Here is a 13577-nt window from a genome sequence, read left to right on the forward strand (position 1 = left end):
CGTTTTTTTATCCGCGTTCCCCGCTTGCACTTTCCCCGTACAGGGTGTTATTAACAACACCATCCGCTATTTTTTTGCTATGAGTCATCGTATGAATACGATCGCGACCACCACATTGTCGCTGCGCCGCATCACCGCTGAAGATAATGCCGCTATTGCTCAGGTTATCCGCCAGGTTTCTGCGGAGTATGGGCTGACGGCAGATAAAGGCTATACGGTAGCCGATCCGAATCTGGATGAGCTGTTTGAGCTTTACAGCCAGCCGGGATCGGCCTATTGGGTGGTTGAACAGGATGGCCGGGTGGTTGGCGGTGGCGGCGTAGCGCCGCTGGCCCATAGTGAAGCGGATATCTGCGAGCTGCAGAAAATGTATTTCATGACCTCCGCCCGTGGCCAGGGGCTGGCAAAGAAACTGGCGCTGCTGGCGCTGGAACACGCCCGCGAGCAGGGTTTCAAACGCTGCTATCTGGAAACCACCGCCTTTTTGAAAGAAGCCGTCGGGTTGTATGAACACCTCGGCTTCCTGCATATCGACGCGCCGCTGGGCCGTACCGGCCATGTGGACTGCGAAGTCCGGATGCTCAAAGCGCTGTAGCTTCTCAGCGCCGTGATCCTCCCCGGTGGCGCTTCGCTGACCGGGCTACAGGTGCGTGCAATTTGGTAACCCGGACTGGTACCGAGCGCCGCCTCCAGCATTTCCCCGGTGGTGCTTCGCTGACCGGGCTACAGGTTCGTGCGATTTGGTAACCCGGACTGATGCCGAGCTCCGCCTCCGGCATCTCCCCGGTGGCGCTTCGCTGACCGGGCTACAGGTGCGTGCGGTTTGGTAGCCCGGACAGGTGCGGAGCACCGCCTCCGGGATTATCCTCTCTCAAACGTTAACCGGGACGCCGCTGTGGAAACGCAACTCGGCTTCTGGCGCGAGAATAAGCGCCGCCTCAGCTTCGCCAAGCTGGCGGATCCGCTCGCTGATATCCTCATCGGCAATCTGCTGCGCTAGATCCAGGTAATCCTGATAATGCCGCGCTTCGGAGCGCAGCAGCGACAGATAGAACTTCTGCAGATCGTCATTCAGCCACGGCGCCAGTGCCGCAAAGCGCTCACAGGAGCGCGCCTCGATATAGGCTCCGCAAATCAGCTTATCGATAAGCATCACCGGTTCGTGGGAACGCACCTCCCTGCGTAATCCGCGCGCGTAGTTACTGGCGGTCATTTTGACGTAGGGGATATCGTGGGCCAGCATCATCTCCCGCACCTGCCAGAAGTGATGCAGCTCCTCTTTAATCAGCAGCACCATACTGTCCACCAGCTGACGCCCCCAGGGGTCGTCGGTCTGCGGCATCGTGCTTTTGTTGATCTGTTTATGCAGCGCAGCGAAATCCGGCTCGGGCCCCCAGCGGTAGGTAAAGTCTTCATACGGCTTCAGGCAGGCCAGCAGTTCGTCGGCCCCGCTTTTATCGGCGACATATTTGCGCACCAGCAGCAGCGCGTTCTGCGCCGCTTTAAGCTCGCAGACCATGTGGTCGGTCAGCAGCAGCGGCAGATTTTCCGGCTTACGGGCTTCATCAATCCATGCCTGCGGCGTCGGGCAGTGGAGAAAATTGAGTACAGGGGCGAGTATTTGCGGGTAGTCCATTAAAGTTCCTTGCTATACGCCAACGGTCATCGGTCGTCACCGTATCCAACAATGCACAGGATCGATCAGGTGCATTAAGGCGAAAAACCCCGACGGCATAGTCGCTATGTCGCCGGGGTTTCTGAGTATCGCCAACAGAGAAGTGCCTGAAGGATGACGTGCAGGCTTGCTTAGTGACGAACGCCGTCGTCGTCTTCATCGACGAGATCTTCGTCGTCTTCTTCGTCACCGTCTTCGCCGTTAGGGTCTTCGTAGTAGGTTCCCCAACCGTCATATTCAACGCCGAATTTCTCTGCCAGGTTCAGCAGCTGCTCCACCTGGGCATCAATCAGTTCTACTTTTAAGGCACTTTCGCTCAGGATATCGCAGCAGATAACCACTTCGCCTTCTTCGACTTCCAGCTCTTCCGGCTCGGTCACTTCGTAGCCCATTTTGAAAGCTTCTACTGCCACTTTCTCCAGAGTTTCAAAGTCGTCGGCGGAGAGATGATGCTCGATGGTGTACAGCGCATCAGGGTCGCTGCCGTCTTCGAGCAGTTCTTCAATAATCAGACGCGTTTCTTCGCGCTGTTCTTCCAGTAGTTCCGGGTTTGCCATGGCTTGTTCCTCATAATGTGCGACAGATACTTCTATTGTCACATACCGCCGTGATTGCCTCCACCTTTGTGCAAAAGATTTGTGAAACGGGGTTGCAAATGAATATTCATACATATAAATTGAATTTTAATTCAATAAGTGGCTTAAGCCAGCGAGGGAACCATGTCCGCGTTTTATCACAAACATTTTCTAAAGTTGCTCGATTTTACCCCTGCAGAAATCACTGCCCTACTGGCGCTGGCCGCCAGACTGAAAACCGATAAAAAAAACGGCATTGAAATCCAACACCTTGCTGGAAAAAACATCGCGCTCATCTTCGAAAAAGACTCTACCCGTACACGATGCTCTTTCGAAGTTGCCGCATTTGACCAGGGCGCCCGCGTGACCTATCTCGGGCCAAGCGGCAGCCAGATTGGCCATAAAGAATCGATTAAAGATACGGCTCGCGTGCTGGGACGGATGTATGACGGTATTCAGTATCGCGGTCATGGTCAGGAGATCGTCGAGACGCTAGCCAGCTATGCCGGCGTCCCGGTGTGGAATGGCCTGACTAACGAGTTCCACCCAACCCAGCTGCTGGCCGATTTGCTGACCATGCAGGAGCATCTTCCGGGCAAAGCCTTTAACGAAATGACGCTGGTGTATGCCGGTGATGCCCGCAACAACATGGGGAACTCCATGCTTGAAGCCGCCGCGCTGACCGGGTTGGATCTGCGCCTGGTGGCCCCGGCGGACTGCTGGCCGGAAGAGAATCTGGTGGCAGAGTGCACGGCGCTGGCGCAGAAGCACGGCGGTAACATCACCCTGACCGAAGATATCGCCGCTGGCGTGAAGGGCGCGGACTTTATTTATACCGACGTCTGGGTTTCTATGGGTGAAGCCAAAGAGAAGTGGGCGGAGCGCATCGCGCTGCTGCGTGCCTATCAGGTGAATAGCGAAATGATGGCACTGACCGGTAACCCGCAGGTTAAGTTCCTGCATTGTCTGCCGGCATTCCATGACGATCAAACCACCCTGGGCCAACAAATGGCCGAAGAGTACGGCCTGCACGGCGGCATGGAAGTGACCGACGAGGTCTTTGAATCGCCCGCCAGTATCGTCTTCGATCAGGCGGAAAACCGCATGCACACCATTAAAGCGGTGATGGTGGCAACGCTGAGTAAATAACGAAACATATCCCCGGATGGCGGCGCGAAGCGCCACCGGGGAGATCCCGGACTGCGCCGTTACGCCATCCGCACCTTCACAACCACTTTACGCACTTTGGCCGGTTCGCCCGCGGCGCACAGCGGTTTGTGAACTTCGCCCGGGTAAAACACCACAAAGTCACCCTCGCTGAGAATCACGGTTTTCTCCTGCTCGCCGGCGGCGAGAAACGCAATGTCTTTCCCTTCCAGCCAGTCGGTGTCCGGCGTGCCGGCAGGCTGCGTGCTGAAGGTCATCGCCTCCTGACCACGCAGGACAATCTGGATATCCAGATAGCGAGCATGGTACTCCGCGCGGCGGGCAGCAAATGGCTCGGTGGTGTCTTCCGAGACCAGGTAAAACACATTGTTGCCGTCAATATCGTATTTTCCCGGCAGCGTCTCCTCGCTGACGTGCGCTTTAACATGCTCAATCGCCTGACGCAGCGCGTCCGGCAGCCAGGTTTGCAAATGATGGATGTGACCAACGATCATAATATTCCCCAAAATATAAAACAGCTTTTCATTTTTGTTTTTATACGCCCCTTCGCACTGCCATACCACTTATTTTTTATGGTTTTTTGCGCTGGCGCAGGCTTCCTGAGGCAATCGTTTTCTTGTTTGTGGACTAATCACTTGATCCGAAATTTGAGCTGCATATAATGTCGGTCGATTTGCCGGGAGGAAGCATGGTCTACTGCGTACGACATTCTGTCTTACCGCGTCTGTACACAGGCGCTGGCGTAGCGTTTTTCTTTCCGTTGCTCAATGAATTCTCGAAGCCCCTTATTTAAGGGGCTTTTTTTTTGCCCAGGCGTCAGGAGATAAACATGGCTAACCCGCTATATCAAAAACATATCATTTCCATAAACGATCTCAGCCGAGAAGACCTCGAACTGGTGCTGGCGACCGCTGCAAAACTCAAAGCAAACCCACAGCCGGAACTGCTGAAGCATAAGGTTATCGCCAGCTGCTTCTTTGAAGCCTCCACCCGTACCCGCCTGTCGTTTGAAACCTCGATGCACCGCCTGGGCGCCAGCGTGGTAGGGTTCTCTGACAGCAGCAACACCTCGCTGGGCAAAAAAGGGGAAACCCTGGCCGACACCATTTCGGTCATCAGCACCTATGTCGACGCCATCGTGATGCGACATCCGCAGGAAGGGGCCTCACGGCTGGCGACCGAGTTTTCCGGCGGCATTCCGGTCCTCAACGCCGGCGATGGCGCCAACCAGCACCCGACGCAAACCCTGCTCGATCTGTTCACCATTCAGGAAACCCAGGGCCGCCTGGAAAATCTCAACGTCGCGATGGTCGGCGACCTCAAATATGGCCGCACCGTCCACTCCCTGACCCAGGCGCTGGCGAAGTTTAACGGCAACCGCTTCTACTTTATCGCTCCGGATGCGTTAGCCATGCCGCAGTACATCCTCGATATGCTGGATGAGAAAGGGATTGCCTGGAGCGTGCATAGCGCCATTGATGAAGTAATGGAGGACGTGGATATTCTCTACATGACCCGCGTACAGAAAGAGCGTCTCGACCCGTCCGAATACGCCAACGTGAAGGCGCAGTTTGTCCTGCGCGCCGCCGACCTCGAAGGCGCCCGCGATAATATGAAAGTGCTGCACCCGCTGCCGCGCATTGATGAAATCACCACCGATGTTGATAAAACGCCGCACGCCTGGTACTTCCAGCAGGCCGGGAATGGCATCTTCGCCCGCCAGGCATTACTGGCACTGGTACTCAATAGCGAGCTGGCTCTGTAAGGGGAAACGACCATGACACACGATAATAAACTGCAAGTAGAAGCCATCAAACGTGGCACCGTTATCGACCACATCCCTGCGCAGGTTGGTTTTAAGCTGCTGACGCTGTTTAAGCTGACCGAAACGGATCAGCGCATCACCATCGGCCTGAATCTGCCGTCAGGCGAAATGGGCCGCAAAGACCTGGTGAAAATCGAGAATACCTTCCTGACCGAAGAACAGGTAAACCAGCTGGCGCTGTATGCCCCGCATGCCACGGTTAACCGTATCGATGATTATGAAGTGGTAGGCAAATTACGCCCTAACCTGCCGGACCGGATTAACAACGTGCTGGTCTGCCCGAACAGCAACTGCATCAGCCACGCCGAGCCGGTTTCCTCGAGCTTCGCGGTCAAAAAACGTGAAAATGATATCGCGCTGAAGTGCAAATATTGTGAAAAAGAGTTTTCACATTATGTGGTTCTGGCCAACTAATTGAGGTTGGTATTGGCTACCCGGCTCCCTATAATGGCCGGGTTCCATACGCGCAATGCTGCAAGCTGCGTCTTTGCCGGCAGCACGGACCATTCGCCCCCTGCCGCGACGAGGCAACTCGCAGGATGAAGGGTATATAATGCTGTTATTAAGGAGAACTCATGTCTAAAACTATCGCGACGGAAAATGCACCAGCAGCAATCGGCCCATACGTTCAGGGTGTTGATCTGGGGAGCATGATCATCACTTCCGGCCAGATCCCCGTCGACCCGAAAACCGGTAGCGTGCCGGAAGATATCGCCGCTCAGGCGCGTCAGTCTCTGGACAACGTGAAGGCTATCGTTGAAGCCGCGGGCCTGAAAGTGGGCGATATTGTGAAAACTACCGTCTTCGTTAAAGATCTGAACGACTTTGCCACCGTGAATGCTGCGTATGAAGCGTTCTTCACCGAACACCAGGCCACCTTCCCGGCCCGTTCATGCGTTGAAGTTGCTCGTCTGCCGAAAGACGTGAAAATCGAGATCGAAGCGATCGCTATTCGCCGCTAATCTCTGCATCACAGCCGGATAGTCTGCTGGCTTATCCGGCCTGCATTGTTTGCTCAGGCCGGATACATTCACCCCTTCTCACGCATTACATCACGCCAAACAGTTTCGGCAGGAACAGCGAGATCGCCGGAACATAGGTCACCAGCAGCAGCACCAGGAACAGCACCGCATAAAACGGCAGCATCGCCTTCACCACCTGCTCTATCTTCTGCTTACTCACCGCACTGGCCACAAACAGCACCGAACCGACCGGCGGCGTGATCAGGCCAATCCCAAGGTTGACCAGCATGATCATCCCGAAGTGGACCGGGTCGATACCCAGCGCATTGGTCACCGGCAGCAGCACCGGCGTCAGGATCAGAATCAGCGGAGCCATGTCCATCAGCGTACCGACCAGCAGCAGCATAATGTTAATGCACATCAGAATGACGTACTTGTTATCCGAGATGCTGGTAAAGGCTTCGGTGATGCGCATCGGCAGCTGCATGTAAGTCATGATGGCGCCAAAGGCGGCGGCAAAACCGATCAGGATCATCACGATCGTGACGGTCTTCACCGTGCGATACATCAGCTTTGGCAGCTCGGACCATTTGTAGTCACGGTATATAAACATGGTGACAAAGAAGGCCCACAGGCAGGCAATCGCCGCCGATTCCGTGGCGGTGAAAATACCGGAGAGGATCCCGCCCATGATGATCACTACCGTCATCAGGCCCCATAGCGTATCGACAAAGATCGTCAACGCCTGGCGAAACGGCACCCGCTCGCCTTTCGGGTAGCCGCGCTTGTGGGCAAAGCCGACGCACATCACCATCAGGGCAAAACTGAGCAACAGTCCCGGCAGGATCCCGGCGATAAACAGTGCGGCAATCGACACCGTCCCCCCGGTAGCCAGCGAGTAAATCACCGAGTTATGGCTCGGCGGCGTCAGGATCGCCTGGACCGAACCGCTGGCGGTCACCGCCGCCGCAAAGTCGCGCGGGTAGCCTTTTTTATCCATCTCCGGGATCATCACCGAACCGATAGAGGCGGTATCCGCCACCGATGACCCGGAAATCGCGCCAAAAAAGGTCGAGGCAACAATATTCACCAGCGACAGGCCGCCGCGAATAAACCCGACAAAAATGTAGGCAAAGTTCACCAGCCGCCGCGCAATCCCCCCTTCGGCCATGATCGCCCCGGCGAGGATAAAGAACGGGATCGCCAGCAGCGAGAACTTGTTCACGCCGTTGGTCAGCTGGATCATCACCGCCTCCAGCGGGATATCAATATACCAGGCGCCAACGATCGCGCTGATCCCCACGGCGTACGCTACCGGCACCCCAATCGCCAGCATGATCGCCAGCGTAAAAACGAGAATAAAGGCATCCATCTGTATTCCTCTATGCAGTCGGATCGACGATCAACTGGTTGAACCCAGCATGACGATGGGACGTTGATACTGGTCGCCGCGGCAGATCTTTTCGATGATGAACAGCAGCGTGATCGCCGAGCCAATCGGGAGCGGCAGGTAGTTTTCTCCGGCGGTGAGCAGCGGGAATTCCGCGACCGGTTGTTCCCACAGTTCGATACACAGTGAGGAGCCGTACCAGAGGATGAAAATACAGATGGCCATCAGGATAAGATCGGCCACGACAGAGCAGAAACGACGGGCGCTATCGCCCAGGCGGTCGGTCACCATGCTGACGGCGATATGTGAACCGGCGCGGTAGCTCACAGCCGCACCGATAAAGGTGAACGTCACCATGCACAATATGGCTATCGGTTCAGGCCATGACAGCGCGCTGTTCATCACGTAGCGCGCAAATATGCCAACCGGGATCACCGCCACCATCACCAGCAGCGCCAGCCCGGCAATCCACATAGAAATTCGATAAAGTATGTCCATTACCGATGAATAATATTCACCCATCACCATTACCTCGACTTAATAATCAGTTCAGGGCGGATGGAATAATCCATCCGCCTGATTAATTACTGCACATCCTGAATTTGCTTGATCAAATCCTGATGGTCTTTACCGTATTTATCCCGCACTGATTGTGTTGCTTTATAGAAATAGTCGGTGTCAATGTCATAAAACTTAACGCCCTGCTGTTTCATGGTTTCCAGCGATTTGGTGTTATAGGCTTCCCACAGCTTGCGTTGCTCGGCCTGGGCTTCTTTCGCCAGTTTGATAATTAATTCCTGATCCTCTTTCTTCAGCTTGTCCCACTTTGGTTTAGAGAACAGAAAAAGCTCAGGAATAATGAAATGCTTACTCCAGGTATAATTCTTGGCTACCGGCAGGTAGTTATGCGCCACAAAGGTTGGCGGGTTATTTTCCGTGCCGTCAATCACCCCGGTTTGCATGCCGCTGAAGACCTCGCTGGTCCCCATCGCCACCGCGTTGGCCCCCATCGCTTTTAAGGTATCCAGCGCCACCGGGCTGGTCTGTACGCGGATTTTCATCCCTTTTAAATCTTCCGGTTTGGCGACCGGATCTTTGGTAATCAGGTTGCGCGTCCCGGCGTCCATCCAGCCAAGGAACACCAGCCGTGACTTGCTGTTCGCGGTCAGTCGGTCGCCAATTTCCTGGCCGATCATGCCGTCCAGCACGTGGTGCATATGGTCTTCATCGCGGAAGACATACGGCAAGGTGAAGACGTTGATTTCCGGTAAAATCGCCGCTACTGGCGCCATCGACACGCGAATAATATCGATCGCGCCGAGCTGCGCCTGCTCAATCATCTGCTTTTCATCGCCCAGTACGCCGCCGGGGAACGTTTTAATATCCAGCCGTCCGTCGGTGGCGGCACTGAGTTTTTCCCCCATGTGTTTTACCGCCACGACGTTAGGATAATCAGCAGGATGAACGTCGGCCGCACGCAGCGTTTGTGCCGCGGTTATCTGCGAGGTCAGCAGGAGTCCACACCCCACGCCCAGACTTAAAAGAGTTTTTCTCAGTTTCATTTACCTTCTCCAGAGATATATAAACGCTAATAGCAAACGGTTTACAGGAACAATGACGGTCTGAATGAAAAGCAGCAGGAAGAATCTTGTTATTGGTGATGCCAGGGCAGGTTAGCCCCTGTAACAAATTATTACGATGATTATGTTCACAAAAGAAGGAATAACCGTGAGATTTTCAGCACGCTGTTTCATTTTTGCAACGAAGGTCATTTTACGGAAAAAATAATGTCTGAAAGAGAACAATAGTTGTGATCTCTCACACCTTTATCATTTCAAAAAAAATAAAACACAACGCGTTGCGGAGATTATTTTTGCAGGAGCGAAAAGAGAAATGGCTGCCGCAGCAGCCATTATTTGAGATTATTGCCAGCCGTAGCGTCGGCTATAGAAACCTTTCACCATCTGGGTCAACGTCATATAGCCAACCAGAATAGCAATCAGCCACGGGAAGTAGCTCAGCGGCAGCGCCTGCAGCTGTAAATAGCCCGCCAGCGGTGAGAACGGCAGCGCGATGCCCACCACCATCACTACCAGGGTCATGGCAAACAGCGGCCACGCGGCGCGGCTCTGGATAAACGGGATTCGCCGCGTACGGATCATATGCACAATCAGCGTTTGCGACAGCAGCCCTTCAATAAACCAGCCGGACTGGAACAGCGTCTGCGCTTCCGGCACGTTGGCGTGGAACACCCACCACATCAGGCAGAAGGTCAGAATATCGAAAATCGAGCTGATCGGGCCGAAGAAGACCATGAAGCGCCCCAGTTCCGCAGGGTTCCAGCGCTGCGGCTTGCGGATCTGCTCATCATCGACGTTATCAAACGGGATCGCCACCTGGGATACATCGTACAGCAGGTTCTGGATCAGTAAGTGCAGCGGCAGCATCGGCAGGAACGGCAGAAAGGCGCTCGCCACCAGCACGCTGAAGACGTTACCGAAGTTCGAACTGGCGGTCATTTTGATGTATTTCAGCATGTTGGCGAAAGTACGGCGGCCTTCGATCACCCCCTCTTCCAATACCATCAGGCTTTTTTCCAGCAGAATAATATCCGCCGCTTCCCGGGCAATATCCACCGCGCCATCCACGGAGATGCCGATATCCGCCGCGCGCAGCGCCGGAGCATCGTTGATGCCATCGCCCATAAAGCCGACCACATGCCCTTCGCGCTTCAACAGCGTCACGATGCGCTCTTTATGCAATGGCGCAAGACGGGCGAACAGCGTGGTGCGTTTTGCCAGTTGGGCCAGCTCGTCATCGCTCAGCGCTTCAATCTGGCTGCCGATGACCACTTCGCCGGGGTCCAGCCCCACTTCATGGCACACTTTCGCCGCGACCAGTTCGCTATCCCCGGTGAGGATTTTGACGGTAATCCCGCTGGCCTTCAGCGCTTTCAGAGCCGGCGCGGTGGTCTCTTTCGGCGGATCGAGGAAGGCGATGTAGCCTTCGAGAATCAGGTCAGACTCATCGGCCCGCTGGTAGTCGCCTTCGCGGGCCGGCAGATAGCGGGTCGCTACCGCCACCACTCGCAGCCCCTGGCGGTTGAGCGTATCGGTCACGCGTTTGATGCGGCGCAGCATGGTGTCGTCCAGCGGCACGATATCGCCGTTGTAGCGCACCTGGGTCGACACATTAAGGATCTCCTGCAGCGCGCCTTTGCAAATCAGCTGATGTACCCCTTCCTGCTCACTCACGACCACCGACATGCGGCGACGCTCAAAGTCGAACGGGATCTCATCCACTTTCTGCCAGCGTTCGGAAAGCTGACGCGCCGCGTCGAGTTCAACCCCTTCCAGCACCGCCGTATCGAGCAGATTTTTCAACCCGGTCTGATAGTGGCTATTCAGCCAGGCGCTGTGCAGTACCCGCTCGCTGACTTTGCCGGAGACGTCGGTGTGGTTCTCCAGCACGATTTTGTCCTGCGTCAGGGTGCCGGTTTTATCGGTACACAGGATGTCCATCGCGCCGAAATTCTGGATAGCATCGAGGTGCTTGACGATGACTTTCTGTTTCGAGAGCTTCACCGCCCCGCGCGCCAGGGTCGAGGTGACAATCATCGGCAGCATTTCCGGCGTCAGGCCGACCGCCACCGACAGCGCAAACAGCGCAGCTTCCCACCAGTCGCCCTTGGTAAAGCCGTTAATCAGCAACACCACCGGCGCCATCACCAGCATAAAGCGGATCAGCAGCATGCTGACGCGGCTGATGCCTTTCTGGAAGGCATTCGGCTCGCTCTCCTGCTCGCTGACCCGTCCGGCCAGCTGACCAAACCAGGTGTTGCCGCCGGTCGCAAAGACGATCGCCTGCGCCGTGCCGCTCACCACGTTGGTGCCCATAAAGCACAGGGTGTCGCACTCCAGCGGGTTGCTTTGCTGTGGGTCGCGGCTGTGCACCACTTTTTCGACCGGCAGCGATTCACCGGTCAGCGAGGCCTGGGCGACGAACAGATCCCGCGCCTGGAGGATACGCAGGTCCGCGGGGATCATATCTCCCGCCGACAGCTTGACGATATCGCCCGGCACCAGCTGGTCGATAGGCAGCTCGCACCAGCGGCTTTCCCCCTGCTCGTTGACCACCCGCAGCACCGTCGCGGTATTGCTGACCATCGCCTTGAGGGCATCCGCCGCTTTAGTCGAGCGGGCTTCCTGAACAAAGTTGAGTAACGTGGAGATCCCCACCATCAGCGCAATCACGCCGGCGGCAAACAGATCTTCCGTTGCATAAGAGACGATCCCCAACACGGTGAGCAGCAGGTTGAAGGGGTTGCGATAGCAGGTCCACAGATGCACCCACCATGGCGACGGCTTCTGCGCCGGGATCTGGTTGTCGCCGAAGCGAGCTATTTTCTCTGCAACTTCGCTAGCGTTCAGCCCTTCCGGGTGGCTGTCGAAGGCGCGCCAGAGTTCATTGTCGTCCATCGCCGCCACGTTCAGGCAGTGCTTGCCTAGCGAGTCAGGAATCGGCGTACTGGCCAGATGGCGAGCGTCCGGTAACGGGTCACGCTGAACCAGTCGGCGTGGCAAATGGCGGCTGAGCTGAGTAAACAGCTGCCGGGTCATATTTTTCAACATAAACAGTCCCTCCGCGCTCGCACAAGCGAACGCAGCACAACTGACAGGCGCAACAAAACGCTACCTGTCAGGTATTATTTTTTTATGGCAGGGACATCAAGGACGTCACTGCTTTACGCTTCCGGTAAAGCAGTGCTAAGCAGGCTTACCGGAAAAGAGAGTTACTCCATCGAGGATGAGGAGTGGGATCGGGGTCCATAAAATCTCCGGTAAGTGAGGAAAAACGGCGCAGACTATAGCGCAACCAGCGGGCAAGTTGAACCCGCTGTCGCCAATAATAACCCCGCGGAACTAAACCAGACGTAAACCAGACTTTGCTCATTGCGGTTTGGTTGAGTAGCATTAGGCTCACTAAATCGGATGACCACGAGAACCCTGCATGCAAAACCGGCTGACCATTAAAGATATCGCGCGCTTAAGCGGCGTCGGGAAATCGACGGTATCCCGAGTGCTCAACAATGAAAGCGGCGTAAACGAACGCACCCGTGAACGGGTCGAAGCGGTGATGCTGCAGCACGGTTTCTCGCCTTCCCGTTCCGCCCGGGCGATGCGTGGTCAAAGCGACAAAGTGGTGGCCATTATCGTCACCCGTCTTGATTCGCTGTCGGAAAACCTGGCCGTACAGACCATGCTGCCGGCCTTCTACGAGCAGGGTTTCGATCCGATTATGATGGAAAGCCAGTTTTCTCCGGCGCTGGTCGGGGAGCATCTGAGGATCCTCGCCCGCCGCAATATCGATGGCGTGGTGCTGTTTGGTTTTACCGGCATCACCGAAGAGATGCTGACGCCCTGGCGCGAATCGATGGTGCTGCTGGCGCGCGACGCGCCGGGTTTCGCCTCGGTCTGCTACGACGATAACGGCGCGGTCAACCTGCTGATGCAGCGCCTGTACGACAGCGGGCATCGCCACATCAGTTTTCTCGGGGTGCCCCATAGTGACGTCACCACCGGGCAGCGCCGCCATCAGGCTTATCTCGATTTCTGCGCGCAGCACCAGCTCACCCCGTCCGCCGCCCTGCCGGGCCTGGCGATGAAACAGGGCTACGACAATGTCTCCAGCGTGCTGACGCCGGAGACCAGCGCGCTGCTGTGCGCCACCGACACCCTCGCCCTTGGCGCCAGTAAGTATTTACAGGAGCAGCAGATTGCCCACCTGCAGGTTGCCAGCGTCGGCAGCACGCCGCTGATGAAGTTTCTTCACCCGGAGATTGTCACCGTCAACCCAGGCTACGCCGAAGCCGGGCGCCAGGCTGCCCAGCAGTTGATCGCGCAGATCGCCGGCCAGACAGAACCCCGCCAGATCGTGATTCCCGCCGCGCTTATTTAAGCCCTGAGGATGGATTTATGTGATC

At 56.0% G+C, this 13577-nt stretch carries 16 protein-coding genes; 8 read left to right on the plus strand and 8 right to left on the minus strand.

Annotated features, from left to right (window positions below):
* The first annotated feature begins 91 nt into the window (after window positions 1-91).
* On the plus strand, window positions 92-595 hold the full coding sequence (locus tag HF679_RS15885; RefSeq protein WP_123757983.1) for a GNAT family N-acetyltransferase: 504 nt from the start codon (window positions 92-94) through the stop codon (window positions 593-595).
* A gap of 276 nt (window positions 596-871) precedes the next feature.
* On the opposite strand, the gene miaE is transcribed toward HF679_RS15885, so the two are convergent.
* Window positions 872-1636 (minus strand): tRNA isopentenyl-2-thiomethyl-A-37 hydroxylase MiaE, encoded by a 765-nt coding sequence (gene miaE / locus HF679_RS15890; RefSeq protein WP_187042216.1) that lies wholly within the window; start codon window positions 1634-1636, stop codon window positions 872-874.
* A 170-nt stretch (window positions 1637-1806) separates the two neighbouring features.
* Window positions 1807-2232 (minus strand): ribonuclease E inhibitor RraB, encoded by a 426-nt coding sequence (gene rraB / locus HF679_RS15895; RefSeq protein ID WP_123757915.1) that lies wholly within the window; start codon window positions 2230-2232, stop codon window positions 1807-1809.
* 162 nt (window positions 2233-2394) lie between these two features.
* Here rraB and argF point away from each other — a divergent pair, with 162 nt between their 5' ends.
* Window positions 2395-3399 (plus strand): ornithine carbamoyltransferase, encoded by a 1005-nt coding sequence (gene argF, locus HF679_RS15900; protein ID WP_123757914.1) that lies wholly within the window; start codon window positions 2395-2397, stop codon window positions 3397-3399.
* A gap of 59 nt (window positions 3400-3458) precedes the next feature.
* On the opposite strand, the gene HF679_RS15905 is transcribed toward argF, so the two are convergent.
* On the minus strand, window positions 3459-3911 hold the full coding sequence (locus HF679_RS15905) for a YhcH/YjgK/YiaL family protein (RefSeq protein WP_123757982.1): 453 nt from the start codon (window positions 3909-3911) through the stop codon (window positions 3459-3461).
* Between the two features lie 194 nt (window positions 3912-4105).
* On the opposite strand from HF679_RS15905, the gene HF679_RS15910 reads away from it, so the two are divergent.
* The 5 genes from HF679_RS15910 (at window position 4106) to ridA (ending at window position 6204) form a co-directional block, all read left to right on the plus strand.
* A complete protein-coding gene (locus HF679_RS15910; RefSeq protein ID WP_123757913.1) occupies window positions 4106-4210 on the plus strand; it encodes a pyrBI operon leader peptide in 105 nt (34 codons plus the stop codon).
* A complete protein-coding gene (locus HF679_RS24895; RefSeq protein WP_112150686.1) occupies window positions 4185-4244 on the plus strand; it encodes a pyrBI operon leader peptide in 60 nt (19 codons plus the stop codon). The genes HF679_RS15910 and HF679_RS24895 overlap by 26 nt, the downstream gene beginning before the upstream one ends.
* A gap of 2 nt (window positions 4245-4246) precedes the next feature.
* Window positions 4247-5182, plus strand: coding sequence for an aspartate carbamoyltransferase (gene pyrB / locus HF679_RS15915; RefSeq protein WP_187042217.1), 936 nt, complete (start codon window positions 4247-4249; stop codon window positions 5180-5182).
* Between the two features lie 12 nt (window positions 5183-5194).
* Window positions 5195-5656 (plus strand): aspartate carbamoyltransferase regulatory subunit, encoded by a 462-nt coding sequence (gene pyrI / locus HF679_RS15920; RefSeq protein WP_123757911.1) that lies wholly within the window; start codon window positions 5195-5197, stop codon window positions 5654-5656.
* Window positions 5657-5817: 161 nt separating this feature from the next.
* A complete protein-coding gene (gene ridA / locus HF679_RS15925; RefSeq protein ID WP_154145047.1) occupies window positions 5818-6204 on the plus strand; it encodes a 2-iminobutanoate/2-iminopropanoate deaminase in 387 nt (128 codons plus the stop codon).
* Window positions 6205-6289: 85 nt separating this feature from the next.
* Here the strand turns inward: ridA and HF679_RS15930 are convergent, their stop codons facing one another.
* The 5 genes from HF679_RS15930 to mgtL all read right to left on the minus strand — a co-directional run bounded on the left by HF679_RS15930 (window position 6290) and on the right by mgtL (window position 12568).
* Complete coding sequence (locus HF679_RS15930) at window positions 6290-7576, minus strand: TRAP transporter large permease (protein WP_123757909.1); 1287 nt, start codon at window positions 7574-7576, stop codon at window positions 6290-6292.
* Window positions 7577-7606: 30 nt separating this feature from the next.
* Entirely contained in the window at window positions 7607-8116 is a 510-nt protein-coding gene (locus HF679_RS15935) for a TRAP transporter small permease (RefSeq protein ID WP_123757908.1), read from the minus strand.
* 62 nt (window positions 8117-8178) lie between these two features.
* Complete coding sequence (locus HF679_RS15940; protein WP_123757907.1) at window positions 8179-9156, minus strand: TRAP transporter substrate-binding protein; 978 nt, start codon at window positions 9154-9156, stop codon at window positions 8179-8181.
* A 360-nt stretch (window positions 9157-9516) separates the two neighbouring features.
* On the minus strand, window positions 9517-12225 hold the full coding sequence (mgtA, locus tag HF679_RS15945) for a magnesium-translocating P-type ATPase (protein ID WP_154145048.1): 2709 nt from the start codon (window positions 12223-12225) through the stop codon (window positions 9517-9519).
* Window positions 12226-12370: 145 nt separating this feature from the next.
* A complete protein-coding gene (gene mgtL, locus HF679_RS25030) occupies window positions 12371-12568 on the minus strand; it encodes a mgtA regulatory leader peptide MgtL (RefSeq protein ID WP_410003347.1) in 198 nt (65 codons plus the stop codon).
* Between the two features lie 36 nt (window positions 12569-12604).
* On the opposite strand from mgtL, the gene treR reads away from it, so the two are divergent.
* Window positions 12605-13552 carry a trehalose operon repressor TreR gene (gene treR / locus HF679_RS15950; protein ID WP_123757905.1) on the plus strand — a complete coding sequence of 316 codons (948 nt, stop codon included), beginning with the start codon at window positions 12605-12607 and terminating at the stop codon, window positions 13550-13552.
* The last annotated feature ends 25 nt before the right edge of the window (window positions 13553-13577 follow it).

It is taken from the genome of Enterobacter sp. JUb54 (assembly GCF_014298075.1).
GTDB classification, from domain to species: Bacteria; Pseudomonadota; Gammaproteobacteria; order Enterobacterales; family Enterobacteriaceae; genus Klebsiella; species Klebsiella lignicola.

Bases quoted from the DNA above. Each gene is read 5' to 3' on its own strand.
- HF679_RS15885 (WP_123757983.1), top strand. From the start codon at position 92: ATGAATACGATCGCGACCACCACATTGTCGCTGCGCCGCATCACCGCT.
- miaE (WP_187042216.1), bottom strand. From the start codon at position 1,636: ATGGACTACCCGCAAATACTCGCCCCTGTACTCAATTTTCTCCACTGC.
- rraB (WP_123757915.1), bottom strand. From the start codon at position 2,232: ATGGCAAACCCGGAACTACTGGAAGAACAGCGCGAAGAAACGCGTCTG.
- argF (WP_123757914.1), top strand. From the start codon at position 2,395: ATGTCCGCGTTTTATCACAAACATTTTCTAAAGTTGCTCGATTTTACC.
- HF679_RS15905 (WP_123757982.1), bottom strand. From the start codon at position 3,911: ATGATCGTTGGTCACATCCATCATTTGCAAACCTGGCTGCCGGACGCG.
- HF679_RS15910 (WP_123757913.1), top strand. From the start codon at position 4,106: ATGGTCTACTGCGTACGACATTCTGTCTTACCGCGTCTGTACACAGGC.
- pyrB (WP_187042217.1), top strand. From the start codon at position 4,247: ATGGCTAACCCGCTATATCAAAAACATATCATTTCCATAAACGATCTC.
- pyrI (WP_123757911.1), top strand. From the start codon at position 5,195: ATGACACACGATAATAAACTGCAAGTAGAAGCCATCAAACGTGGCACC.
- ridA (WP_154145047.1), top strand. From the start codon at position 5,818: ATGTCTAAAACTATCGCGACGGAAAATGCACCAGCAGCAATCGGCCCA.
- HF679_RS15930 (WP_123757909.1), bottom strand. From the start codon at position 7,576: ATGGATGCCTTTATTCTCGTTTTTACGCTGGCGATCATGCTGGCGATT.
- HF679_RS15935 (WP_123757908.1), bottom strand. From the start codon at position 8,116: ATGGGTGAATATTATTCATCGGTAATGGACATACTTTATCGAATTTCT.
- HF679_RS15940 (WP_123757907.1), bottom strand. From the start codon at position 9,156: ATGAAACTGAGAAAAACTCTTTTAAGTCTGGGCGTGGGGTGTGGACTC.
- mgtA (WP_154145048.1), bottom strand. From the start codon at position 12,225: ATGTTGAAAAATATGACCCGGCAGCTGTTTACTCAGCTCAGCCGCCAT.
- mgtL (WP_410003347.1), bottom strand. From the start codon at position 12,568: ATGCTACTCAACCAAACCGCAATGAGCAAAGTCTGGTTTACGTCTGGT.
- treR (WP_123757905.1), top strand. From the start codon at position 12,605: ATGCAAAACCGGCTGACCATTAAAGATATCGCGCGCTTAAGCGGCGTC.